Annotated in this window: 28 protein-coding genes and 1 pseudogene; 17 read left to right on the forward strand and 12 right to left on the reverse strand. The window is 70.3% G+C overall.

Going from position 1 to position 23,526, the window contains the following annotated elements; translation table 11 throughout:
• Positions 1-97: 97 nt before the first annotated feature.
• Entirely contained in the window at positions 98-259 is a 162-nt protein-coding gene (locus MPLG2_RS08335) for a hypothetical protein (protein WP_197710123.1), read from the reverse strand.
• 26 nt (positions 260-285) lie between these two features.
• Between MPLG2_RS08335 and MPLG2_RS08340 the strand changes: the two genes are divergently transcribed.
• The 6 genes and pseudogenes from MPLG2_RS08340 to MPLG2_RS19390 all read left to right on the forward strand — a co-directional run.
• Entirely contained in the window at positions 286-969 is a 684-nt protein-coding gene (locus tag MPLG2_RS08340) for an NRAMP family divalent metal transporter (protein WP_269459185.1), read from the forward strand.
• A gap of 60 nt (positions 970-1,029) precedes the next feature.
• Positions 1,030-2,574: an acyl-CoA carboxylase subunit beta gene (locus MPLG2_RS08345; protein WP_105185726.1), complete on the forward strand. Its 1,545-nt coding sequence runs from the start codon at positions 1,030-1,032 to the stop codon at positions 2,572-2,574.
• A 12-nt stretch (positions 2,575-2,586) separates the two neighbouring features.
• Positions 2,587-2,985, forward strand: coding sequence for an OadG family transporter subunit (locus MPLG2_RS08350; protein ID WP_105185727.1), 399 nt, complete (start codon positions 2,587-2,589; stop codon positions 2,983-2,985).
• Between the two features lie 3 nt (positions 2,986-2,988).
• Positions 2,989-3,522 (forward strand): biotin/lipoyl-containing protein, encoded by a 534-nt coding sequence (locus MPLG2_RS08355; RefSeq protein WP_105185728.1) that lies wholly within the window; start codon positions 2,989-2,991, stop codon positions 3,520-3,522.
• Between the two features lie 3 nt (positions 3,523-3,525).
• Complete coding sequence (locus tag MPLG2_RS08360; protein ID WP_105185729.1) at positions 3,526-4,647, forward strand: sodium ion-translocating decarboxylase subunit beta; 1,122 nt, start codon at positions 3,526-3,528, stop codon at positions 4,645-4,647.
• Positions 4,648-5,054: 407 nt separating this feature from the next.
• Positions 5,055-5,147 (forward strand): annotated as a pseudogene (locus MPLG2_RS19390) (hypothetical protein); the annotation flags it as partial.
• 297 nt (positions 5,148-5,444) lie between these two features.
• Here MPLG2_RS19390 and MPLG2_RS08370 read toward each other — a convergent pair.
• Positions 5,445-5,675 carry a hypothetical protein gene (locus MPLG2_RS08370; RefSeq protein WP_105185730.1) on the reverse strand — a complete coding sequence of 77 codons (231 nt, stop codon included), beginning with the start codon at positions 5,673-5,675 and terminating at the stop codon, positions 5,445-5,447.
• 348 nt (positions 5,676-6,023) lie between these two features.
• On the opposite strand from MPLG2_RS08370, the gene MPLG2_RS08375 reads away from it, so the two are divergent.
• Both MPLG2_RS08375 and MPLG2_RS08380 read left to right on the forward strand, forming a co-directional pair.
• Entirely contained in the window at positions 6,024-7,094 is a 1,071-nt protein-coding gene (locus tag MPLG2_RS08375; RefSeq protein ID WP_158680754.1) for an IS110 family RNA-guided transposase, read from the forward strand.
• Between the two features lie 74 nt (positions 7,095-7,168).
• Positions 7,169-8,035: an oxidoreductase gene (locus tag MPLG2_RS08380; protein WP_105185731.1), complete on the forward strand. Its 867-nt coding sequence runs from the start codon at positions 7,169-7,171 to the stop codon at positions 8,033-8,035.
• A 63-nt stretch (positions 8,036-8,098) separates the two neighbouring features.
• Here MPLG2_RS08380 and MPLG2_RS08385 read toward each other — a convergent pair whose 3' ends face one another.
• Positions 8,099-8,707, reverse strand: a complete 609-nt coding sequence (locus MPLG2_RS08385; RefSeq protein WP_231935917.1) for a putative immunity protein — start codon at positions 8,705-8,707, stop codon at positions 8,099-8,101.
• 39 nt (positions 8,708-8,746) lie between these two features.
• Between MPLG2_RS08385 and MPLG2_RS08390 the strand changes: the two genes are divergently transcribed.
• Genes MPLG2_RS08390 through MPLG2_RS08410 form a run of 5 tightly spaced genes read left to right on the forward strand, consistent with a single transcriptional unit; the run spans position 8,747 to position 12,792 of the window.
• A complete protein-coding gene (locus MPLG2_RS08390; RefSeq protein ID WP_158680990.1) occupies positions 8,747-9,475 on the forward strand; it encodes a DUF4129 domain-containing protein in 729 nt (242 codons plus the stop codon).
• Entirely contained in the window at positions 9,472-9,945 is a 474-nt protein-coding gene (locus tag MPLG2_RS08395; protein ID WP_105185734.1) for a hypothetical protein, read from the forward strand. The genes MPLG2_RS08390 and MPLG2_RS08395 overlap by 4 nt, the downstream gene beginning before the upstream one ends.
• Positions 9,942-10,916: an AAA family ATPase gene (locus MPLG2_RS08400; RefSeq protein WP_105185735.1), complete on the forward strand. Its 975-nt coding sequence runs from the start codon at positions 9,942-9,944 to the stop codon at positions 10,914-10,916. Before MPLG2_RS08395 ends, MPLG2_RS08400 begins: the two co-directional genes overlap by 4 nt.
• Entirely contained in the window at positions 10,916-12,205 is a 1,290-nt protein-coding gene (locus MPLG2_RS08405; protein ID WP_105185736.1) for a DUF58 domain-containing protein, read from the forward strand. Before MPLG2_RS08400 ends, MPLG2_RS08405 begins: the two co-directional genes overlap by 1 nt.
• A complete protein-coding gene (locus MPLG2_RS08410) occupies positions 12,202-12,792 on the forward strand; it encodes a hypothetical protein (protein ID WP_105185737.1) in 591 nt (196 codons plus the stop codon). The genes MPLG2_RS08405 and MPLG2_RS08410 overlap by 4 nt, the downstream gene beginning before the upstream one ends.
• A gap of 3 nt (positions 12,793-12,795) precedes the next feature.
• On the opposite strand, the gene MPLG2_RS08415 is transcribed toward MPLG2_RS08410, so the two are convergent.
• The 3 genes from MPLG2_RS08415 to MPLG2_RS08425 all read right to left on the reverse strand — a co-directional run bounded on the left by MPLG2_RS08415 (position 12,796) and on the right by MPLG2_RS08425 (position 16,532).
• Positions 12,796-13,119, reverse strand: a complete 324-nt coding sequence (locus MPLG2_RS08415) for a hypothetical protein (RefSeq protein WP_158680992.1) — start codon at positions 13,117-13,119, stop codon at positions 12,796-12,798.
• 69 nt (positions 13,120-13,188) lie between these two features.
• Entirely contained in the window at positions 13,189-15,462 is a 2,274-nt protein-coding gene (locus MPLG2_RS08420; protein WP_105185739.1) for a glycoside hydrolase family 3 C-terminal domain-containing protein, read from the reverse strand.
• A 77-nt stretch (positions 15,463-15,539) separates the two neighbouring features.
• Entirely contained in the window at positions 15,540-16,532 is a 993-nt protein-coding gene (locus tag MPLG2_RS08425) for an NAD-dependent epimerase/dehydratase family protein (RefSeq protein ID WP_105185740.1), read from the reverse strand.
• Positions 16,533-16,611: 79 nt separating this feature from the next.
• On the opposite strand from MPLG2_RS08425, the gene MPLG2_RS08430 reads away from it, so the two are divergent.
• Positions 16,612-17,736, forward strand: a complete 1,125-nt coding sequence (locus tag MPLG2_RS08430) for a glycerate kinase (RefSeq protein ID WP_105185741.1) — start codon at positions 16,612-16,614, stop codon at positions 17,734-17,736.
• 102 nt (positions 17,737-17,838) lie between these two features.
• On the opposite strand, the gene MPLG2_RS08435 is transcribed toward MPLG2_RS08430, so the two are convergent.
• On the reverse strand, positions 17,839-18,312 hold the full coding sequence (locus MPLG2_RS08435) for an NAD(P)-dependent oxidoreductase (protein ID WP_105185742.1): 474 nt from the start codon (positions 18,310-18,312) through the stop codon (positions 17,839-17,841).
• 98 nt (positions 18,313-18,410) lie between these two features.
• On the opposite strand from MPLG2_RS08435, the gene MPLG2_RS18990 reads away from it, so the two are divergent.
• Both MPLG2_RS18990 and MPLG2_RS18995 read left to right on the forward strand, forming a co-directional pair.
• The gene (locus tag MPLG2_RS18990) at positions 18,411-18,647 is read left to right on the forward strand and encodes an acyl-CoA thioesterase (protein ID WP_197710124.1); all 237 of its coding nucleotides are present in this window, start codon (positions 18,411-18,413) and stop codon (positions 18,645-18,647) included.
• Positions 18,644-18,883: an acyl-CoA thioesterase gene (locus MPLG2_RS18995; RefSeq protein ID WP_197710125.1), complete on the forward strand. Its 240-nt coding sequence runs from the start codon at positions 18,644-18,646 to the stop codon at positions 18,881-18,883. Before MPLG2_RS18990 ends, MPLG2_RS18995 begins: the two co-directional genes overlap by 4 nt.
• Before the next feature lie 4 nt (positions 18,884-18,887).
• Here the strand turns inward: MPLG2_RS18995 and MPLG2_RS08445 are convergent, their stop codons facing one another.
• Together MPLG2_RS08445 and MPLG2_RS08450 are read right to left on the reverse strand one after the other, a co-directional pair.
• Positions 18,888-19,751: a DUF5808 domain-containing protein gene (locus MPLG2_RS08445; protein WP_105185743.1), complete on the reverse strand. Its 864-nt coding sequence runs from the start codon at positions 19,749-19,751 to the stop codon at positions 18,888-18,890.
• Entirely contained in the window at positions 19,748-20,092 is a 345-nt protein-coding gene (locus MPLG2_RS08450; RefSeq protein ID WP_105185744.1) for a PadR family transcriptional regulator, read from the reverse strand. Before MPLG2_RS08450 ends, MPLG2_RS08445 begins: the two co-directional genes overlap by 4 nt.
• A gap of 235 nt (positions 20,093-20,327) precedes the next feature.
• Here MPLG2_RS08450 and MPLG2_RS08455 point away from each other — a divergent pair, with 235 nt between their 5' ends.
• On the forward strand, positions 20,328-21,194 hold the full coding sequence (locus MPLG2_RS08455) for an HAD hydrolase family protein (protein WP_197710126.1): 867 nt from the start codon (positions 20,328-20,330) through the stop codon (positions 21,192-21,194).
• A gap of 295 nt (positions 21,195-21,489) precedes the next feature.
• Here MPLG2_RS08455 and MPLG2_RS08460 read toward each other — a convergent pair whose 3' ends face one another.
• From MPLG2_RS08460 to MPLG2_RS08470, 3 genes are all read right to left on the reverse strand, one after another.
• On the reverse strand, positions 21,490-22,665 hold the full coding sequence (locus tag MPLG2_RS08460; protein WP_231935919.1) for a pyridoxal phosphate-dependent aminotransferase: 1,176 nt from the start codon (positions 22,663-22,665) through the stop codon (positions 21,490-21,492).
• An 18-nt stretch (positions 22,666-22,683) separates the two neighbouring features.
• Positions 22,684-22,941: a GlsB/YeaQ/YmgE family stress response membrane protein gene (locus MPLG2_RS08465; RefSeq protein WP_105185746.1), complete on the reverse strand. Its 258-nt coding sequence runs from the start codon at positions 22,939-22,941 to the stop codon at positions 22,684-22,686.
• A gap of 197 nt (positions 22,942-23,138) precedes the next feature.
• Positions 23,139-23,390 carry a DUF1272 domain-containing protein gene (locus tag MPLG2_RS08470; RefSeq protein ID WP_105185747.1) on the reverse strand — a complete coding sequence of 84 codons (252 nt, stop codon included), beginning with the start codon at positions 23,388-23,390 and terminating at the stop codon, positions 23,139-23,141.
• Between the last annotated feature and the right edge of the window lie 136 nt (positions 23,391-23,526).

Genomic DNA, 23,526 nt, shown 5'->3' on the forward strand with positions numbered 1-23,526 from the left:
CGTTGGGAGATCCCGGCGTCCGCCGGGATGACGAAGGCCGGCGAGATGAGAAGGTCAGGCCTCTCTGACGGGGGCCGCCGGGATGACGAGAGCCGGGTCAGTCGCGAGGCAAGCCGCCCACGCGGGTGATCAGGGCGTCGTACTGCCGATCGCTCAACACCTTGCGGACGGCGATCAGCGGCTTGGCGCCGAAGCCCACCGCGTAGCGCGTCTTGGGCCGCTCGGCGGTGACCGCCTTGGCGATGGCGTCGGCGATCACCGACGGCGGCGAGGCTGATCCCGACGATTCCGGACGGCTCGATGACGGTCGTGATCGCGCTGATCGGTACCTGCCTGTCGGCCAACGCGGCGTTCTTCACCTCCTACGGCACCCAGGAGCGCAAGCGCACCGAGGCCGACTACCGCGACATCACCGTGGTCGACACCATCCCCGGCATCGTCGCACCGGGTGTCATGACAGCCCTGGTCATCCTGGTCGCCGCCAAGGTCTTCAACGGCCCGCTCGGCCCCGAGGGCATGGTCGCCACCATCTCCGGCCTCTCGAAGGTGTTCGAGCCGGTGGCCGGCCCGGTCGGCAACTGGATCTTCGCGCTCGGCTACTTCGCCGCCGCCTTCTCGGCGATGACGGCGAACGCCACCGCCGGCGGCATCATGCTCTCCGACGCACTCGGCAAGGGCGCCTCGGCCAAGTCCCGAACCGCCCGCATCTTCTCCGGCGTGATCCTGGTGTGGGGCATCGCGATCACCGCCATCTTCGGCGGCGGCTCGCCCGTCCAGCTGATCGTGCTCGCTCAGTCCCTGACCGTGCTGACCGCGCCGGTGTTGGCCTTCCTGCTGGTCTACCTGTCCGCCAAGGGTGACTTCATGGGCACCCTGCGCAACAAGTGGTGGCAGCTGGCCCTGGGTGCGATCGCCTTCGGCGTCGTGCTGTGGTTCTGGATTCAGCTGATCATCAGCTTCTTCCAGTGAGATCGACGGCGAGGGTGCACGATCAATAGTGACCGTGCAGCACAGAACAGGACAGGACACGTGAACGACAGGCTGAGCACGCTACGTGGCAAACGTGAAGCGGCCCTTTCCGGTGGTGGCCAGAAGCGGATCGACGCCCAGCACGCCAAGGGCAAGCTGACGGCCCGGGAGCGCCTCGCGATACTGCTCGACGAGGCGTCCTTTCAGGAACTCGGAGCGCTGGCCACCCACCAGACCACCGACTTCGGCATGGCGAGCCAACGGTTCCCCGGCGACGGGGTGATCACTGGGTTCGGCAAGATCCAGGGCCGCCGGGTCGCCGTCTACGCCCAGGACTTCACCGTGCTGGGCGGATCGTTCTCAGAGGTGCAGTCGAACAAGATCAGTCGCATTCTCGATCTGGCCATCGAGGCCGGCATTCCGATGATCGGGTTGAACGACTCCGGCGGTGCGCGCGTGCAAGAGGGCGTCCGCTCACTGGCCGCCTACGGCGAGGTGTTCGTGCGCAACGTGAAGGCGTCGGGGGTGATTCCGCAGATCTCGCTGATTCTGGGCCCCTGCGCGGGTGGCGCCGTGTACAGCCCGGCGCTCACCGACGTCACGATCATGGTGGACGGCACGTCGAACATGTTCTTGACCGGCCCCGACATCATCAAGACCGTCACCGGTGAGGACGTGTCGGCGGAGGAACTCGGCGGAGCGGCCGTGCACAACTCACTGTCGGGCGTGGCCCAGGTGACCGCGACCAGCGATCAGCACGCGCTCAGCATCGCCAAGGAGCTGCTGAGTTACCTGCCGCAGAACAACGCCGAGGATCCGCCGGCGCTCGAGCCGTACGACCCCGCCGACCGCATGGAAGAGGCCCTCAACACCATCGTTCCCGACGACGACGGCCTGGCCTACGACATGCGCGACGTGCTGGCCCTGGTGCTCGACCACGATTCGGTCTTCGAGCTGCACAAGGACTACGCGGGCAACGCGCTGGTCGGTTTCGGACGACTGGACGGCCAATCGGTGGGCTTCATCGCCAACCAGCCGCTGGTGATGTCGGGCTGCCTCGACATCAACGCCTCCGACAAGATCGCCCGGCACATCACCCTGTGCGACCAGTTCAACATTCCGCTCATCACGTTCGTCGACTGCCCCGGCTACCTGCCGGGCGTCGAACAGGAATACAACGGCGTGATCAGGCACGGCGCCAAGATCATCTACGCCTACTGCCAGGCCACCGTGCCCAAGATCTCACTGGTGACCCGCAAGGCCTACGGCGGCTCGTACGTGGCGCTCAGTTCGCGGCAGATGAACAACGACGTCGCCTTCGCCTGGCCCAGCGCACAGATCGCGGTGATGGGCGCCGAGGGTGCCGCCCGGCTGCTCAACCGGCGGGCGATCATGGCAGCAGACGACCCCAAGGCCGAAGAAGCCAGGTTCATCGCCGACTACAAGGAGAAGTTCTTCAACCCCTACCAGGCGGCCGACGTCGGCCAGATCGACGAAGTGATCGAGCCCCGCGAAACCCGGGCCCGGCTGGTGCGTTCGCTTGAGGTGCTGCGCACCAAGGTCACCCACTCGATTCCCAAGAAGCACGGACTCTTTCCGGTCTAGAAGGCGACGAACATGTGGACTGATCTAGCCTGGGGGCTGCAGATGATGCTCGTCGGCATGGGCGCCGTGTTCGCCCTGCTGCTGTTGCTGATGGTGGTGCTGCGACTGACCGCACGACTCGACCGCACCGATCGCGACGGGGAGGCCGACCAACCGGGCGGCGAGCCCACCGCGGCGCCGATGACCGTTCAGACGGGGCCGGACGGCAGCACCCGGATCCTGGTGGACGACACCGGCCTCGATGTGGACACGGTGGCGGCCATCGCGGTCGCGGTGATGACCCATGCCGAGCACCGCCGCCGGCTCGCCGGGCCCGAGGTGCGGGCCCACGCCCCAGGCAGCCAGCTGTTCGCCAGCCGGTGGGTGTCGGTCGGACGCACCCAGCAGACCCAACCATTCCGAAAGAGCTGAACGATGCGTCGCTACACACTCACCGTCAACGACTCCACCAAGGTCATCGAAATCGAGGCCGTCGAGGCGAACCTGTTTCGCGTTCAGATCGACGGACGCCTGGTCGACGTCACGCTGGAGGATCACCGCGACCTGGCCCACTCGGCGATCACCCCGGCGATCACCCCGCGCGCCGTCGCGAGCGCCGGAGCGTCCGCCCTTGCCGCAGAGCCGGCACGGCAACCGTCCGCAGCCGCCGTCGACACCACCTCAACCACCCGCCAGGCGTCCCCCCGGCCCGCTGAGACCTGCGCGGCCGCAGCGGCGGGCGGCGCAGGGCGCAGCAAGATGACCGCCCCGATGCCGGGCGTGATTCTCAGCATCGACGTCGCAGCAGGGGCCGGCGTGCACCGTGGCGACACCGTGATGGTGCTCGAGGCCATGAAGATGAAGAACGAACTCAAAGCACCACGCGACGGACGGATCGCCGAGATCTATGTGGTGGCCGGCCAACAGGTCAAGTTCGGCGAGACGCTGATTCGCTTCGAGGAGAACTGAGCGATGAACGCCGACACCATGCACTACCTGCTGCAGGGGGTGCAGAACGTCACCTGGCAATCGCTCACCATGGTGGCGATCGGGCTGCTACTGATCTGGCTGGCCATCGTGAAAGAGTACGAGCCGCTGCTCCTGATTCCGATCGGCGCCGGGGCGGTGCTGGCCAACATGCCCCTGTCGCCGCTGGTCGGCCCCGAGGGTGCGCTCACCGTGCTGTACAACATGGGCGTCGCCAACGAGCTGTTCCCGCTGCTGATCTTCGTGGGCATCGGCGCGATGACCGACTTCGGCCCCCTGCTAGAGAACCCGCGCATGGTGCTGCTCGGGGCGGCAGGACAGTTCGGCATCTTTCTCACCCTGATTCTGGCCCTGGTGCTCGGGTTCAGCCACAACCAGGCCGCCTCGATCGGCATCATCGGCGCCATCGACGGCCCGACGTCGATCTACGTGTCGAACAAGCTGGCTCCCGAGCTGGTCGCGCCGATCACCGTGGCCGCCTACAGCTACATGTCGCTGGTGCCGATCATCATGCCGCCCATCATGCGGCTGCTCACCACCCGCAAAGAGCGGGCGATCCGCATGCCGTACAGCTCGCGCGAGATCAGCCAGCGCACCCGCATTCTGTTCCCCATCATCGTCACCATCGTGGTGGGCACCCTGGTGCCTTTCGCCACCCCGCTGATCGGCATGCTCATGCTGGGCAACCTGATGCGCGAGTCGAAGGTCGTCGAACGCCTGACCGGGGCGGCGTCCAACGAACTCGCCAACGTCGTGACGCTCTTCCTGGGCCTGGCCATCGGCGCCACCATGGTGGGCGAGAAGTTTCTGCAGCTCTCGACCCTGTTCATCCTCGCCCTGGGCCTGGTCGCGTTCTGCCTCGACACCGTGATGGGTGTGGTGTTCGGCAAGATCCTCAATGCCTTCAGCGGGGGCAAGTTCAACCCGTTGATCGGCGCCGCCGGCATCTCGGCCTTTCCCATGGCCGCCCGGGTTGTGCAGCGCGAAGCCCAGAAAGAGAACTTTGACAACTTCATTCTGATGCACGCCATGGGGGCCAACGCCGCCGGCCAGGTGGCGTCGGTGGTAGCCGGCGGTGTGCTGCTCGCCCTCATGGGTGCCGCGTGAACCTGTAGCGGCGCTCACGCAACCTGTCGAAACACCTGGCCAGAGGCCCGCCTGCGCCCCTGCTTGCGTCCCAACCGCACCACGCGCCGGCCAGGGTGGTGACGGCGGTACCTGTCTGCCTCTGCCCGGTGTGGCTAGCGTGACGAACGTGACGTTCTGCCGGACGGCTGCCTTCGCGTCGTCTCGGCAGGCGTTGGTGAGAACACGCCATCGCTACCACCAGAAGGGGCCCACGACTGATGCAACAACAACCCCCACCCGCCACCGGCAAGGGCAAAGCTGACTGGTTCATCGGCGACGTCCACGTCGACATGATCGTCGACCATCCCGATGCCCGATTCAGCGTCGGCTCGGTGCATTTCGCTCCTGGCTCGCGCAACGCCTGGCACTCCCACGCGGCCGGCCAGATGCTGCACTGCACCGACGGTGTCGGCCTGGTCGTCACCGACGACGACGTGATCGTGCTGCGTCCGGGCGTGACGGTGTGGACGCCGCCCAACCAGCGACACTGGCACGGAGCAGCCCCCGATCGGCAGATGACGCACCTGGCCATGAGTGGCGTGGGTGGAGCTGGCCGAGGGCGAACCGGCCGCCACCTGGGGCGAACACATCAGCGAGGCCGACTACCTCGCGGCCGCACGCGCGATCACCGAGAACAAGGGCTGAGTCGATGTCGATCAGTGCGGCGGCCCGGCACAACCACGATCAACTGTTCGTCTACCAGGCGGTCGCCTGGTCGATGCGTCCCCCGCCCGATGACATGTCACCTGTGAGCACCCCCGCGAGATCTTGAAGGCTCAGCGCGAGCCGACGAGGCGCAGGGCCGACGGCGGCCCCCACGCGAGAGCCGCGTCGATCTGGTCGGCCAGTTCGGCGTCGCCGCCCCAGTCACGCTCGCGTAACTCGGTGGCGCAGCGGCGTGCGGCCGGCTCGATCTGATGCGCCAGGCGGGCAGCCACCACGAGCGCCGCCTCGCCGAGAAGCTGCAGGGCGTCAGCGGGCCACGTGGCGTCGGCAACCCGGCGCACGCCGGGATCTCCACCGCCGCGTCTCGACAAGCTGTGAGAGTTGGTGGTGGCTGGCCTGGGGCTAGCTGGCAGGGTGGTGGGACCGGTTGTTCGTGTGCGGGTCGTGACCCTTCGACAAGCTGACCGTCCGCAATTGTGCGGGGTGTCTTGGTCGAGATCTGTCCGGCTCGTGCACGGAGAACCGGCCGACCATCCCGGCCCACTCGTTGGCCTGATAGAAGCCCGTCCCACCGCTTTGGCGGGGTGACCGATCACAGTAACGCCACGGGTGACTCTTTCCCCGGGATGGCCGCGCCGGTTCGACCGGCTCGATGCCCAACATCCCGAAAACAGGAGGCTCAGACACCGATGGCCATCGTTGCAGATACCTACACCTATGTGGTGGGTGTGGACACCCACGCCGCCACTCATCATTACGCGATCGTGGAGACCCGTAGCGGCGGCCAGATCACCCACGGGAAGTTCCCCACCCATGCCGCGGGCTTGTTGCGGGCCGTGGATTGGATCAGCCGCCGCACCAGTGTTGACGACAACCCAGCTGTCGACCAGGTGCTGATCAGCATGGAAGGCACCGGCAGTTACGGCGCCCAGGCAGCCGAGCTGCTCGCCGCACGCGGTTACCGGGTCGTCGACGCACCCTCGCCGAAACGGGCTCGTGGCAGCGGCAAGAACGACCACATCGATGCCCTGGTCGCTGCCCGCGGCGCGTTACCCAAGGACAGCGAACGGCTCGCCGACCGACGCGCCGGCCATACCCGTGCCGCGCTGCAGATCCTGCTCACCGCCCGCGACAGCATGCGACGCGACCGGACCCGTTCCAAGAACCAGCTCACCGCGCTGCTACGCACCCACAACCTCGACATCGATGCCCGCAAGGGAATCAACAAGGTCCACATCAGCCTCATTGCGGGCTGGCGCAAGCGGCCCACCGACACCACCCTGGCCCGGATCGCCCGCACCGAAGCGCACCGCCTCGCCACCCGCATCCACACCCTGGACGCCGACCTCGACAGCAACGAGAAAGCCATCAACGCCCTCGTGCGTGAACTCGAACCAACCCTGCTCGACCTGCCCGGCCTCGGACCCATCAACGCCGCCATTGTGCTCGCCGTCTGGTCTCACCCCGGCCGCATCCATGACGAAGCCGGCTTCGCCAAGATCGGCGGCGTCTGCCCCCTGGAGATCTCCTCGGGCAACTCCAAGGATCATCGCCTCAACCGCACCGGCGACCGACAACTCAACTCAGCCCTGAACTCCATCGCGAACACCCGCATGCGACACGACGAAACCACCAAGGCCTACGTCAAGAAACGCAAACAGCAAGGCCAAACCAAACCCCGAATCCGACGCTGCCTCAAGCGCTACATCGCCCGCCAAATCTTCCGACACCTCAACACGACCACCCTTGACAAGACATAGAAGCGTCTCGACCAGCGGACACCTCTTCTCGGCGAACGGCTGGGGTCTCACCGGGCGAGGACTAGGGTCGTTGCATGGATTCTTACCACGTGGGCGAGCTGCCGGTACGACGCATCGGCTTCGGCGCCATGCAACTGCCCGGTCCGGGGGTGATGGGCCCGCCCCGCGACCGCGACGAGGCCATCGCCGTGCTGCGCCGGGCGGTCGAACGCGGCGTCAACCACATCGACACCGCGCAGTACTACGGGCCGGACGTCAGCAACGAGCTGATCCGGGCGGCCCTGCACCCCTACCCCGACGACCTGGTGCTGGTGTCGAAGGTCGGTGCAGTGCGTGACGCAGCCGGTGGTTGGCCGCCCGCGCAGCGTCCGAACGAGTTGCGTGCCGGGGTCGAAGACAACCTGCGCACCCTCGGTGTCGAACGGTTGGGCGCGGTGAACCTGCGGCTGCTCGATCACGAGGTGTCGCCCGAACAGCAGGTGCCGCTGCAGGACCAGTTGGCCGAGATGGTCGCCCTGCGTGACGAGGGCAAGATCGCCGGCGTCGGCATCTCGACCGCCCACCACGAGCAGGTGCAGCAGGCGATCGAGCTCGCCCAGATCGTGTGCGTGCAGAACGCGTTCAGCCTGGTCGACACCTCAGACCGGGCGGTGCTCGAGCTGTGTCGAGACCAGGGCATCGCCTACGTGCCGTACTTTCCGCTCGGCTCGGCCTTTCCCGGCTTGCCGAAGGTCACCGAACAGCCGTCCGTACTGGCGGTGGCGCAGCGTCTCGGCGTGACCCCGGCCCAGGTCGGCCTGGCCTGGCTGTTGGCCCAGGCCGTGAACGTGCTGCTCATTCCCGGCACGTCACGGCTGTCGCACCTGGAGCAGAACCTCGCGGTCGCCGAGGTTCACCTCAGTGCGGAGGACCTGGCCGAGTTGTCGAGCCCCGCTGGTTGAGCTTGTCGAAACCCCTAGCCGCAACGGGTCTCGACAAGCTCGACCAGCGAAAACAGCGCTTCCTCAGTCGAACACGTTCCAGCACAGTGCGTTGCGCTGCCGCTGGTCGACCAGCACCAGAGCGCGCACCTCATCGGGCAATTGTTCGCGCTGCCAGCGGCACTCAGCGCGTCCGGCAGCCTCGGCGTCGGCCGGCGCGACGGAAGCCCGGACGGCTTTGATCGCGTACGCCGCCGCCCCCAGATCGTGCGCCGCCACGTGCGCCACGCACGACGCCTGCGCTGCGGCGTAGGCGGCGAAGCGGGGGGCTCCGGTCAGGTCACGAGCGGCTCCCATTGCGTGGCCGCCCAACGCTCGCGTGGTCATCATGCCGAGTTCGCCGCGGGCCCAGGCCCGACCCCCCTCGATCGCCTCTCTTGGACGGCGGTCCTCGGGCCGAACCGCCTCGAACAACCCCAACACGTGCTCGGCGCAATGGGCCGCCCACAGCGCCAGCAGGTGGTGATCGGCGTCGCTCAGCGTGCCGCCCCGACGCACCGTGACCAGGTGCGGGTCGGCCACCGACGGCAGAATCACCGCAGAACCCCAACTGTTGCCGACACCCGTGCCCGACCCCTCTTCGCCCGTGACGCCTGGGTGCCCATGGTGCCACCGGCCGATCACCAGGCGCATTCGGTTTCTCGATCGACGCGCGGCCAGCAGAATGGGGCGATGCAACTGCGTGCGGGCACGATTCGCGTCGGCGTCGTCGCCGCCGTCGTGCTGGTGCTGCTGGGCGCCGCATCGGCCACCCCCTGGGTGGTCACGCTGTCGCTGCCGGACATCGATCCCGACGCCGAGATGCCGTCGCCCGAGCCGCGGGTCAGCGGCACCCCCGACGCGGTGTTACCGCCCGACCAGTTCCCCACCATTGCTCTCGGCAGTTGGGTGACGCCCACGCTGATCGTGCTGGCGATCAGCATCGTGGCCTACCTGACCTACCGGGTGATCCGGCGGCTGCGCAACGCCTGGCGCCCGACCGACGAGCCGGTGCCGGCCGACCGAATGGCCCAGGGCACGGTGCTCGCCGGGGTACCGGTCGTCGACCTCGAAGCGCTGGTCAACGCGGTGCAACGGGCCGAGGCGCAACTGGCCGGCATCACCGAACCCGGCGACGCGGTGGTTGCGGCGTGGGTGGCGCTCGAGCACGAAGCGTCGCTGCAGGGCGCCGCGCGTGGGCCCGCGCAGACCAGCACCGAGTTCACCACCGACCTGCTCGCCGCCACCCCCGCGCCACCCGAGGCCGTCGTCACGCTCCGCGGCCTCTACCAGCGGGCCCGGTTCACCCGGCGTCCGGTGAGTGCGGCCGACGTCGACGCGGCCCGCACCGCGCTGGCCGCCATCGCCGCCGCCCTCGACGCCGCCGCGCCGGCCGAACCCACCCCCGAGGGCCGGCCGTGACCGGCAAGGCTCTGGTGCTGCGCGTGGTGGGCAGCGTCGCGCTCGGCACCGTGCTGGCCATCACCGGCGTTCTGGACGCCACCCACGCGGCCCTGCTCGCCCTGCTGCTGCTCGCCGCGCTGCTGCTGAGCGCCCGGATGATCGACGACTACGAACCCGTCTGGCCCGCTCGGCAGAGCCCGATGCGGGCCGGCGGCCGCGCCGTGGTGAGCGACCTCTCGTGGCAGGTGTTCGACCACAGCCGGCGGGTGGACGCCGCCGTCGCCGACCGTGTGCACCGCCTCGCGGTCGCCCGGCTGGCCGTGCTGGGCATCGACGCCACCGACCCCGCGCAATGGCCGGAGGTCGAACGGCGACTGGGCCCCGCGATCGCGTCCGGCCTGGCCCACGACGAGCGCCCCACGGCGCGCACCCTGCAACTCTGGCTCGACGCGATCGACCGGCTGAGCGACGAAAGGACCACGCGATGACGCACGACCCCCTCACTGTTGCCGAGGTGGCTCGACTCGGCGACGCGATTCTGGCCGAGGTCGGCACCGCGGTGGTGGGCATGGACGACCCGCTGCGCATCGCCCTGGCCACCGTGCTGGCCGGTGGCCACGTGTTGTTCGAAGATGTGCCGGGCACCGGCAAGACCCTGGCCGCCCGCAGCCTCGCCACCACCCTGGGCCTCGATTTCGCCAGGCTGCAATGCACCCCCGACCTGCTGCCCAGCGACGTCACCGGGTCGAGCGTGTGGGATCCGGAGCGCCGTGATTTCGTGTTTCGGCCCGGCCCGGTGTTCACCGGCCTGTTCCTGGCCGACGAAATCAACCGCACCGCCCCCAAGACCCAATCGGCGCTCCTCGAAGCGATGGCCGAACGGCAGGTCACCGTCGAGGGCGTCAGCCGTGCGCTGCCGCAACCGTTTCACGTGATGGCGACCTCGAACCCCGTCGAGTACGAGGGCACCTACCCGTTGCCTGAAGCCCAACTCGACCGGTTCATGGTGCGGCTCGCGGTCGGCTACCCCACCGGCGCCGGCGAGCGCGAGGTGCTCACCCGGCGAATCGCCCGGCAGCAGGAGGCTGCGCCGGTGCGTCAGGTAGTCGAGGCGAGCACCGTGCTGGCCATGCAGGGCGGCGTCGAAGCCCTTGACGTCGACCCCGACGTGGTCGGCTACTGCGTCGACCTGGTGGCCGCGACCCGCAACCATCCGGCGCTCGAGGTCGGCGCTTCGCCGCGTGGTTCGCAGAACCTGATGCTGCTGGCCCGTGCCGTCGCCGTGCTCGAGGGCCGCGAACTGGTGCTGCCCGAAGACGTCAAGCAGGTCGCGGTGCCGGTGTTGGCCCACCGGCTGACCCTGACCGCGACGTCGTGGGCGTCCGGGCGCCGCCCCGAAGATGTGGTCACCGGGCTACTGGCCTCGGTGCCGACGCCGTCCACCGTTCGGCAGGGCTGATGGCCGCCGTCCGCCGGGCCTGGCACGAGGCCGGCCGGCACGAGGCGGCGCTGGTGGCCGGCATCGTGCTGCTGCTGGCCGGGCTGGCGTTCGGACGGGCCGACGTGGCGCTGCTCGGCCTGCCGGCCATGCTCGGTGCCGTGTTCGCCCGCACCCGGCCCGCCCCGGCACCGCTGCTGGTCGGCGAACAGCCCGCCGCCGACGAGTCGCTCGACGGCATCACGTCGGCGATTCGCGTCTCGGGCGGCGAGTTGGCCCACGTGCGCGTCACCGCCCCGGGTCACCGCACCACCGAGTTCGTCGCCCGGCTGCCGACGCAGGGCGGGCGCACGTTCACCCTCGAACTGGCCTCGCGCCGCACCGGCCCTCAGCGCACCGCCCTGGCAGATGTGCGCGGCTACAGCGACGGCTGGGAGTGCGAGGCCCCTGGGGTGGGCGACTCGACGCGGCTGGTGCTGCCCACCGTCACCCCGCTGACCCGGGTGCCCGTGCCGCGCCGGCTGCGCGGCCTGACCGGCCCGCGGGTGTCGCGGCGGTTCGGCGACGGCAGCGAACTGCGCGACGTGCACCCCTTCGTGCCCGGCGACCGGCTCAAACGCATCGACTGGCGGGCCACGGCACGTCGCTCACCCGACCTCGACACGCTGTACGTGCGCCGCACCTTCGCCGACGCCGAAGCCGCCGTGATGCTGGTCGTCGACTCGCGCGACGACGTGGGCCCCGACGTGCACACCTGGCGCGGTTTCGGTGAAAGCCGCGTCGACGAGGCGAGTTCGCTCGATCTGGCCCGCACGGCCGCAGCCAGCGTGGCCCAGGCGCTCGTCGCGCACGGCGACCGGGTGGGGCTGGTCGATCTCGGCCGCAACGTGCGTGCGTTACCGCCCGCGACCGGACGGCGCCACCTGCGCCGCGTGCTGCACGGGCTCGCGCTCGCGGCCCCGGCGGGCGAGCCGAGTGCAAGGGTGCGTGGGCCGCAGGTGCCTGCGGACGCCATGATCTACCTGTTCAGCACCATGCTCGACGACGCCATCGCCCACCTGGTGCGCACCTGGCGCAGCATGGGCCACCCGGTGGTGGTGGTCGACACGCTGCCGGACGTGCGGCCGGTCAGCCAGCCCAACCTGGCCATCGCCTGGCGCATCGTGGGCCTGGAACGGCGGCTGCGGCTCGACGGCCTGGCCCGCGAAGGTGTTCCGGTCGTGCGCTGGGCAGCCTCCGGCCGCACCCGGGCGGCCGCCACGCTCGACGCACTCGCCCGTGTGGCGGCTCGGCAGCGGGACTGGCGATGACCAGGTGGCTGCGCACGTTGCGGGCCGAGATTCCGGTGCTGGCCCGGCTGCCCGATCAGGGCTGGCGACCCCGGCCGGCGGTGCAGGTCGACCTCGGCCCCGCGGTTCCCGGGTGGGCGCTGCGCGCCCTGGCCGCGGTCGCCACAGCGACGCTGGCCACGATCTGCCTGCAGCGCTCGGGCGTGGGCGCCTGGCTGGGGTGGACCATCGTGGTGGTGGCCACGGCGCTGATGGCCGCGCGTCCGTCCACCCTGGTGGCGCAGACCACGCTGGTGGTGAGCGGGCTGCTGTTCGCGTTGGCCGGCAGCGGACCCTTCGACCCGGTCGTGTTCGTGCTGATTCCGCTGGGCTACACGGCCCACGAGCTGGCCTGGTGGGCCGAACGGACGGCCTGGACGTGCCGGGTCGAGCTGCGCGCCCTCGCCGCCGGCCACGGCCGGGGCCTGGTGCTGGTCGCGGGCGCCGCGGCGCTCGGCGTGGTGATGTGGCTGGCGCCCCGACCGTCCGCCGCGTTGGTCGTGGCCGGCGGGGTGGCCCTGGTGGTGCTCACCTGGCTGGTGGTCGGCAACCGCGCCGATCGGGTGTGAGTGCTACCCGAACACCCAGAAGGCGGCCACGATCATCGGCGTCAGGCCCAGCACGATCGCCGGATGCCAGGGCTTCTGGCGGTTGAGCAGCAGCACGCCGGCGGCCCCGAGCAGCCCGATCACGCCCGTCATCGCCCAGAGGCCCAGCTGCGAGTCGCGGGGCAGGTCGGTGCGGCCGCGGCCCGCCACGTAGAGCGCGAGCACGCTGGCGACGAACCCCACGATGCCGCCCACCAGCACCGACACGGTGAGCCGCTGCACGAGGTCGAGGCTTTTAGCCTCGCCCTCGCTCGTGGGCTCCATCTCGTCATTCATACCGCTGGGCATGCGCGAATCGCCTTCTTTCAGAGGTTCGTCCCGATGCTATCGGCGTCCGCCGGGGCCGCGCCCAACCGGTCAGCCGGCGGCGTTCGCGCGGTCGATCAGCTGCTGGACGTCGTCGAGGGTCACCGGGGCCCCGGGAAACGACGCCAACCGCCCGATCGGCAGCGAACCCAACATCTTGGCCAGACCCTCGTCGTTGGCCATCATCGAGGCGCCCGCGGCGTCCATGCCCTCGGTGCCGCCGCCGAACACCCCGGCCATCACCTGCTGCACGACCGGGCCGGCGATCGGGTCGCCCATCAGATCGGCCACCGAGCTGTTCAGGCTGAGCGGAATGCGCACCGTGTCGCCGGCCACCTCGACCGTGGCGGTCGCGCGCAGGTCACGACTGGACGCCCCGACCTCGACCGTGTACGCGCCACCCTCGACCACCCAGCGGTCGACCCGGACGTCCCAGTAGGCCAGGTCGTGGGCGCGCACGGTGAGTGTGACCGACCTGGTCTCGCCGGCCTGCAGGTCGACCGAGGCGAACGCCTTCAACTCCCGCGGCGGGCGCTGCACAGACGAACCCGGCAGCGACGTGTAGAGCTGCACCACCTCGCGGCCGGCCACGGCTCCGGTGTTGGTCACGTCCAGGGTGACGGTGATGTCGCCGCCCTCGTCGAGTGACGCGGAAGCGTCGCTGTACCCGAACGTCGTGTACGACAGGCCGTGCCCGAACGGGTAGGCCACGTCGAGCTCGCGCTCGTCGTACCAGCGGTAGCCCACGAACAGTCCTTCGCCGTAGCGCACGTGGCCGTACTCGCCGGGAAAGTTGCCGTAGCTCGGGTTGTCCTGCAGCCGCAGCGGAATGGTCTCGGTGAGCTTGCCCGAGGGGTTCACCGCACCGAACAGCACGTCGGCGGTGGCCCCGCCGCCGGCCTGGCCGAGCAGCCAGCCCTCGACGATCGCGGGCACCCGGTCGCGGAACGGCAGCGCCACCGCGCCGCCGTTGCTCAGCACCACCACCACGTTCGGGTTGGCCGTCAGCACCGCGTCGAGCAGGGCGAGCTGCGCGGCGGGCAGGTTCATGTGGTCGCGGTCGTAGCCCTCGGACTCCTCGTCGGCGGGCAGCCCCAGAAACACCACGGCCACCTCAGCCTGCTTGGCGGCGGCCACGGCTTCGGCGGTCAGCGCGGCGGCGTCGCCCGAGCCGTCGAGGGTGAAACCGGCCGCGTAGGTGACCTCGCCCTCGCTCTGGGCACGCAGCTCGGTGAGCGCGGCGTCGAGCCGGGTCGGGTTGATCAGCGACGAGCCCGCGCCCTGGTACCGCGGCTGCTCGGCGAACGCGCCGATCACCGCGATGCGTGCGGTGGGCGCGAGCGGCAGCACGCCCTCGTTCTTGAGCAGCACGATGGAGCGCCCGGCGGCCTCACGGGCCAGGGCGTGGTGGGCGTCCACGTCGAGCGCGTCGATCGAGGGACGCGCCTGCGCCTTGCGAATCAGGTCCAGCACCCGGTTCGCGGCCAGGTCGAGGGCCGCCTCGTCGAGTCGTCCGTCGTGGACGGCGGCGACCAGTTGGGCGTCGGTGCGTCCGCCGCTGGCGGGCATTTCGAGATCGAGGCCGGCGGGCAGGCCGACCACCCGGTCGTTCACCGCACCCCAGTCGCTGACCACCAGGCCCTCGAAGCCCCACTCGCCGCGCAGCACGTCGGTGAGCAGCCACGGATCCTCCGAGGCGTACACGCCGTTGATGCGGTTGTACGAGCACATCACCGTCCACGGCTGCGACTCGGTGACGGCGTGGTGAAACCCGCGCAGGTAGATCTCGCGCAGCGGACGGGCGTCGATGTCGGCGCTGACCCGCATGCGGTCGTCTTCTTGGTTGTTGGCCGCGAAGTGCTTCAGCGAAGCCCCGACACCCGTCGACTGAATGCCCTTGATCAGCGCGGCCCCCATCACGCCGGCCACGATCGGGTCTTCTGAGAAGTACTCGAAATTGCGTCCGCACAAGGGGGAACGCTTGATGTTGATGCCCGGGCCCAGAATCACCGCCACGTCGTTGACGGCCGACTCGACGCCCAGCGCCGCGCCCACCCGCTGGGCCAGCTCGGGGTCGAAACTCGAGCCGAGTCCCACCGCCGGCGGAAAGCAGGTGGCGGGAACACTCTCGGCCAGGCCCAGGTGGTCGCTGCTCGCCGCCTGCTTGCGCAGACCGTGCGGGCCGTCCGTCATCATCATCGAGGGCACGCCCAGCCGTGCGACGCCCTTGGTGGTCCAGAAGTCGGCGCCGCTGGTCAGCGCGGCCTTCTCGTCGAGGGTGAGGTCGGCGGCGGTGACGGGCGTGGACGGCTCGGGCTGGGTCATGAAGGTTTCCTTCGGTTCACGGATTCGGACGCGACGTCGCCCGCGTCATTGCGGGGAGATTGTCGATGCGCCTCAAGCTAGCACCGGGTGCTGTGGCGCGAGTTGGGTGGCGCGAGTCGGGCCAGCAGGGCGCGCTCCTCGGAGGGCTCGAGCCCCGATCGGCGTGCCCGGTCGAGGCCGCGCTCCACTTCGTCGGCCAGCACGCGGGCGATCGTGTCGTCGATCGGCCGGACGACCCCTCCCGCCGCCCGGTACGCCGCGTTGCTGCGGGTGGCGAAGCCCACCTTGGTGGCCGGCAACCACAACGGCAACGACCGCTCCCCCATCCAGTACCCGACATCGTGGGCCAGCAGCCACTCCTCGGACGCCGCCACCAGCCGTCCGTCGAAGCCCGTCACGCCCGCCGTGCGGGTCAGCACGTGCGCGAACGGCAGGCTGGCACCGACGGCGTTCACCACGCCCACGGTGCCGCGCCGCCCGGCCGTAGCGATGAAGTCGGCCAGGTCGTCCACGTCGATCACCTGAACCCGTAGGCTGGGCGCCTCGGGCACCAGCACGTCACCGCCGCGCCGCAGCCGCCCCGGCCAGTAGCCGAAACGGTCGCTCGGGTCGCCCGGGCCTGCGATCAGCCCCGGACGCACGATCAGCAGCCGGTCGCGCACCCGATCGGCCGAGGCCCGCTCGCCGGCAACCTTCGCCTGGCCGTAGTCGTCGAGGTCGACGGGTTCGACCACCGCCGCGGCCTCGTCGGCGTTGGGTTCGTCGTTGCGGGCGTAGACCGACACCGTCGACACCAGGGTCCAGTGCGCCGCGCGATCACCCAGCGCCTGCAGCGCCGAGTCGACCACATCGGTCGCCCAGGCCAGTTCGACGACCTCGTCCCAGTCGTCCAGCACCGAGTCGTAGGCACCAGGGCGGCGACGGTCGGCCTGAACCAGCCGGGCCCCCGCCGGAACCAGCGGCGTCTCGGTACGGGCCAGGCAGGTCACCTCGTCACCGGCGGCCAGGCAGCGGGCCGCCACCCGGGCACCGAGCCACCTGTTGCCGCCCAGAATCAGAACTTTTCGCATCAACCGATTCAACCGCAGCCGACGCGCCGGCCCAAGGTGTCATGATCGTAGGCACCCCGAACAGAGAGGCGGTCGATCGATGCGTGTCGTGCTCGCCCCCGACTCGTTCAAAGAGTCGATGACCGCCGCCGACGCCGCGGCCGCGATGGCCAGGGGCGTCCGCTCGGTGCACCCCGACTCCGAGTGCGTCGAGGTGCCGATGGCCGACGGCGGCGAGGGCACCACCGCTGCGCTGATGGCCGCGCTCGAGGGCCAGTGGCGCACCGTGCGCACCGCCGACGCCCTCGGCCGCCGCATCGAGGCCCGCTACGGCCTGACCGCCGACGGACTGGCCGTGATCGAGGTGGCCGAGTCGGTCGGCATCGGCCTGGTCGAGCCGGCCGACCGCGACGCCCTGCGGGCCAACTCGGCGGGTGTGGCCCCCCTCGTGATCGACGCCCTGGACGCCGGCGCGACCCGCCTGATCGTCGGCCTCGGCGGCACGGTGACCACCGACGGCGGCGCCGGCCTGCTGGCGGGGCTCGGCGCCATCTGGCTCGGCGTGGACGGCACGGTGCTCGACCCCCGTCCCGGGGCCCTGCTCGCCCTCGACCACGTCGACCTCACCGCGCTCGACAGGCGGCTGGCCGACACCACCATCGAGCTGGCCTGCGACGTGACCAACCCCTTGCTCGGCCCGTCGGGAGCCGCGGCGATCTTCGGCCCGCAAAAGGGTGCGACACCCGAACAGGTACCGGTGCTCGACGGCGTGCTGGCCAGGGTTGCCGACGCGCTGGTGGCGGCCGGACGCCCCGACGTGCGCGAGTTGCCCGGCTCAGGGGCGGCGGGCGGACTCGGCGCCGCATTCCTGGCACTGGGTGCCACGTTGCGGCCGGGGGTCGAGGTGGTTGCCGAGGCGGCGGGCCTGGACGACGCCGTCCGGGGCGCCGACCTGGTGCTGACCGGCGAGGGGTCGCTCGACCGGCAGACCCTGGCCGGCAAGACGCCCGCCGGGGTGGCCGCGGTGGCCGCCCGGCACGGGGTGCCGGTGATCGCGTTCGCCGGGCGGCTGGGCGACGGCGCGGACGAGCTCGTGGGAAGGGGTTTCGTCGCCGTGCAGTCGATCACTCGCGGGCCTGGCACGTTGGCCGATGCGCTGCGCGAGGGGCCCGCGAACCTCGAACGGGCGGTCGCCACGGCGCTGCGCATTCGCGCCCTCGGCTAGCCGCCGGTCGAGCGTGTCGAGGCCCTTCGCTGGTCGAGCTTGTCGAGACCGTGCGAAGACCCCTCACCGCCGCGCCTCGATGAGCTCGACCAGCGAGAGGGGTCACAACCCTTCCCCGACCACGACCTCGACCAGCCGATCCCGAATGCGCCGCGCCCGCAGCGGATCGTGACTGGTGATGGTGGCCACGGTGACCCCCTCGGCATGCCCGCTCGCGGGCGTCCAGGCCGAACCCTCGTCGGCCCGGTCGGCACGCACGCAGAACGTGTGCCAGGCCTCGGCCTCGGCCACCACGGCGGCGTTCACCTCGGCCGCATCGGTCAGCGCCAGCGCGTACCAGGCACCCGCCAGATCACCGGCGCGGTATCGCCGCGTGCGCACCGTGAGGGCCCCCGAGTCGGCCAGCGCCTGAAGGTCGGGCCGCACCGCGGGTGCGATCACCTCGACCACGGCTCCCGCCTCGACCAGCCGGGGCACCCGGCGGGCGGCGACCCGTCCGGCACCCACGACGACCACGCGCCGTCCGGCCAGCAACAGCCCGACCAGATAGGCGGGCGATCCGGCGCCGTCGGCCATCGCGGTCTCCTTCGCAGTCGGTGCTGCCGTGGAGCCTGTCACATCTCGGCACCGACCGCGGCCGGATACGGCCGCCCGCCCCGCTCTACAGTGATGCCGTGGCCATCGAAGAACACGAACCGCACACCCTTACGCTCACCGTGTTGATGACGCCGGAGACGGCCAACTTCGCCGGCAACGTGCACGGCGGGCACCTGCTCAAGGTGCTCGATCAGGTGGCCTACTCGTGCGCCAGCCGGTTCACCCGGCACTACTGCGTCACCGCCGCGGTCGACCGGGTGGTGTTTCGCCAGCCGGTGCACGTCGGCGAGCTGGTCACGTTCTGGCCTCGGTGAACCACACCGGACGGTCGTCGCTCGAGGTGGGCATTCGGGTCGAGGCCGAAGACATCGTCAGCGGCGTGCGCCGGCACACCACGAGCTGCTACTTCGCCATGGTGGCCCGCGAGGCCGAGGGACGCTCGGTGACGGTGCCCCAGCTCGACCCGGTCACCGAACTGCAGCAGCGGCGGTGGGCCAAGGCCGAGCGCCGGCGCGCATTGCGGCTGGCCGACCGCGACGCCGACGACTGATTGTTCAGCGCTCGCGCGGCAGGTCGCGGGCGATCTCGGCTTCCCGCCCGGCGCGAGCCAGGCCGACCAGCACCACCCCCACGGCGACCATCGACGAGGCCAGCATGGCAGGGGTGGCTAGGGGGTTCGGCCGATCGCCCAAGGTGCGCAGGCCGGTCACCCCTACACCCAAAGACGTCGCCATGGTGGCGGCGGTGAGCGCCCCCGCCCGGGTCGGCCCCGGACGGTCGGTCGTCGCAGCCCACGCCGCCAGTCCGGCGCCGGCTGCGGCGATGGTGAGGTCGGTGGCCGCGGCCCGGCGCCGGCTGGTCCAGCGGTCGGCGCGTCCGGTGGCCGTCCAGTGCGCGGGCAGCGGGTCGGGCAGGCTGCGGCCGCGCACCAGGTAGTGCAGCGCGGTCGCTCCGGCCAGGGCGACCGGCAGCGTCGCGGCGAGGCGGAAGGCCGAATCGCCGGTCGAGGTGAACGGCACCGACTCGGCGTCGGGCTCGATCAGGCCCAGTCGTACCGCGACCGCGCCCAGGTTGAGATCCCACCCCCAGCCCACCGCGCGAGGCAGCAGCAGCCGTTCGTCAGCCGGATTCCACCACGTGGCGGCGATGCGGCCCAGCATGCCCTTCGGCACGAACCCGGCGCCGGCCCGGTCGAGCCACGACCCCGCCTCGCCGCCCTCGGGGGCCAGCGACGCGGCGATCCGCTGCACGTCGGCGGCGGTGGCGTCGGCGTCGAGGTGGTCGCACAGATGGGCGGTCAGGTCGTCGCGCAGAGAGCCCCGTAGGCGGGCCGGGGCCGCCGCCAGGGCAGGGTCCAACGCCTCGTCAGCGGCTTTGCGGGCCGCGGCTGAGAGCTCGTCGAGTGAACGAATGGTCATCGGGGTAGGTCCTTCAACAGGTCGGTGAGGTCGTGCGAAACGGCGCGATAGGCGGCGGCCATGTCGATCAGCCGGGTGCGGCCGGCGTCGGTCAGCGCGTAGTACTTGCGGGGCGGCCCGACCGGCGACTCCTGCCACGTGGTGTGCACGAGCGCGCCCTTGGCCAGCCGGGCCAACAGCGGGTAAACCGTGCCGGGGCTGATCGCCAGCGCGGGCCGTCCGGCCAGTTCGTCGACCAGGGCGGAGCCGTAGCGGGGCCCGTCGGCCAGCAGGCCCAGCACGGCGAGCTCGAGCACTCCCTTGCGCAGTTGGGACGCCCAGGGGTCGCGTTCGGCCGTCATGTACTAGATGGTAGAACCAACTACCTTGCAAAGCAAGTTAGTTGGGACGAGTCGAACCATCGGAAGGCTGGGACGAAACCCGGGGACGGTTCCGCGTCACCGCCCACCTGGACCGAAACCGAGAACCGTCCCCGGGTTATCGCCCACACACTCAACGGACACCCGAACGAACGAGACGGCTGACTATTTTCGTCACATCGGCTAGAATGATAGTACAAACTTCAATCGAATCCGGTTGCAGGCCAAGTCAGGAGTGTTCTCGCCCGTGGGCAAGACGGTGTTCATCGATTTCGACGGAACCTACGCGCACAACGGGGTGATTCCCGCCGCCCATGTCGAGGCCGTCCGCCGCGCCCAGCGCAACGGCCACCGGGTGCTGCTCTGCACGGGCCGCCCCAAGGCGCTGGTGGCCGCCGACGACGTGGCGGTGTTCGACGGCCTGGTCGCGGCCGCGGGCGGCTACGTCGAGGTGGACGGTCAGGTGTTGGCCGATCGGCGCTTTCCGGCCTACCTCGCCGCGCGCATCGTCGAACTGCTCGAGGCCTACCGCGGCGTCTACATTCTCGAGGGCCCGGACGCCGCGTACGTCACCCCCGCGGCGCGGCAACGGCTGATCGACCTGCTCACCACCGGCGAACACGCCGCCAGTTTCGGCGAGGCGGCCGACGGCATTCTGGCGCCGCTGCTCATCACCGACGACCCGGCCGCCGAGTCGTTCGCCAAGGTCACCTGCTTCGACCTGCTGGTGCCCGCCGCCCGACTGGCCACCGAGTTGGCCCCCGAGATCGGCGTGGTGCCCAGCTCGATCGGATCGCTGGGCGACAAGGCGGGCGAGTTCTTTCTGGCCGAGGTGAACAAGTCGGTGGGCATCGCGGTGGTCGAGCGGCACTTCGGCCTCGATCGCGCCGACATCGTGGCCATCGGCGACAGCCACAACGATCTCGAGATGGTGGCCTACGCGGGCACCGGCGTGGCCATCGAGGGCGGCGTCCCCGAGCTGTTGGCGCTGGCCGACCTGGTGGTGCCCACGCCGGAGCAGGCCGGCCTGGTGGTGGCCTTCGAGCGGCTGGGTCTGATCGATTCACCGGTGCGCGCAGCCTGAACCCTGGGTCTGGGGCAGATCGGTGACCCTCTGGAGGAACCGTCCGCCGGCGCCGACTCGGCGCTGCGACGGAACGGCCCTCCGCGTCGTCCAGGTAGGCCTGCTGCAGGTTGCTGTCGTTCGAGCACGCAACCCGCGGACGTGTTGAGCACGCTGGGCGACGACCCTCCCCCCGCGGTCGTTCGGATCCTCCCTTTCCGTCGACCGATGCGCCGAAACTAGTCACGATTCCCTTGCGACGCAAGGCTTCGACGGCTGGGTAATTCTGCCTAGCTGCAGGGCCAGCGCGGGCGAGTCAGCCGCGCAGCGTGCGCAGCCGGCGGACGGCTTCGTCGAGCACCTCGTCGCGCTTGCAGAAGGCGAACCGCACCAGGTGCCGCGCGCCGTCCGGGTCGTCGTAGAACACCGACAGCGGCACCGCGACCACGCCGCACAACCCGGGCAGCGCCCGGCACAGGTCGTAGCCGTCGGCATAGCCCAGGCTGCGGGCGTCGGCCACCACGAAGTAGGTGGCGGACGGCCGATACACCTCGACGCCCACGCCCTCGAGGCCGTCGATCAACCGGTCGCGCTTGGCCTGCAGCGACGCCCGGAAGCCCTCGAAGTAGGCGTCGGGCAGCGCCAGCGCCTCGGCCACCGCCGGCTGAAAGGGCGCTCCGTTCACGTAGGTCAGAAACTGCTTCGCGGCTCGGACGGCGGCCACCAGCTCGGCTGGCCCGCTCACCCAGCCGATCTTCCAACCGGTCACCGAGAAGGTCTTGCCGGCCGACGAGATTGTCAGCGTGCGGCCGGCCATGCCGGGCAGCGTGCAGAGCGGCACATGCGGCACGCCGTCGAAGGTCAGGTGCTCGTAGACCTCGTCGGTCACCACGATCAGGTCGTGGCGCTGCGCCAGGTCGGCGACGAAGCCCAGGTCGTCGGCGCTGAGCACCATGCCGGTCGGGTTGTGCGGCGAGTTGAGCAGCAGCACCCGGGTGGCGGGACCGATCGCAGCCGCCAAACGTTCGCGTGGCAGCGCGAACGACGGCGGCTCGAGGCGCACCGGGCAACGGACTCCCCCGGCCAGCGACACCATGGCGGCGTACGAGTCGTAGTACGGCTCGAGCATGACCACCTCGTCGCCCGGCTCGAGCAGGCCGAGCATCGTGGCCGCGATCGCCTCGGTCGCGCCGGCGGTGACCAACACCTCGTGGTCGGGGTCGAGGCCGACGCCGTACCAACGGCTTTGATGGTCGGCAATGGCTTGACGCAGCACCGCAGAACCCGGGCCGGGCGGGTACTGGTTGACGCCCTCGGCGATCGCCTGACGGGCCCGATCGAGCACGCTCTGCGGGCCGTCGAAGTCGGGAAAGCCCTGACCCAGGTTGACCGAGTCGGTGGCCAAGGCGAGCGCCGACATCTCGGCGAAGATCGTGGATGTGAAACCGGTGAGGGCCCGATTCATCGCGCCCCGCCGGGAGTCGTCAGCCATGCCGCGGAAGGCGACCGATCACGCCGAGCGCCTCGACCGGTACCAGTACCAGCCGGCCGTGACGATAACGGCGCCGACCAGCGAACCGATCAGGCCGGACGGCCGCAGCTCGAGGCCGTCGCCCGCGATCAGGCTGATCAGCAGGCCACCCACGAACGATCCCGCGATGCCCGACGCGAAGGCCGTCGGCCAATCGATGTGGCCCCGTTTGCCGAGGATCAGTTGAGCCGCGGCGCCGACGAGCATGCCGAACAGAATGAGCCCGATGATGAGCATGCCGCCAGCCTAGTGTCGTGTCGCCCAAGTCTCTTGCCGTTTCGCGGCACCGGAGCACGCACGTCGCGGCGTTCTCCTCGATCAATGGACGACCCGGTACACCTCTCTCGTCGGCCTTGAGCGACACGACACTCGTGGCGGGAGCGATGGCACCCAGGTATCGCTCGCCGGTCAGGCCCAACGCGACGCGCAAACGGTCAAGCGCTGCGCGCGGCCAGCAACAGGCAATCGGAATGCAGCCGCCCTGAGCCGTTCTGGTGGCTCTGCAGGTGGCGGGGTCGAATCGGCCGCAAGTACAGGTTGCCGCCGCAGTTGGGGCAGCCGTGGTCGGGAAAAGTGGCCGCACAGTCGGCGCTCCAGGTGCACTCGAACGAGCAGACGTACACCTGATGATCGTCGATCGCCAGGTCGCGACCGCACCGCTCGCAGTTGGTTCGGTAGTCGAACATCTGGCTCGTCCTTTCGCTCCGGGAGGTGATCGGCGGTGCCGGGCGAAATCACCCAGGAACCGTCCACCCACACCATCGGAGCCGCAGGCCGGCCCGGTTGATACGTGGAGCTTGAACCTTCACAGACGATGTGAAG

It is taken from the genome of Micropruina glycogenica, assembly GCF_900289045.1.
Classification (GTDB): Bacteria; Actinomycetota; Actinomycetes; order Propionibacteriales; family Propionibacteriaceae; genus Micropruina; species Micropruina glycogenica.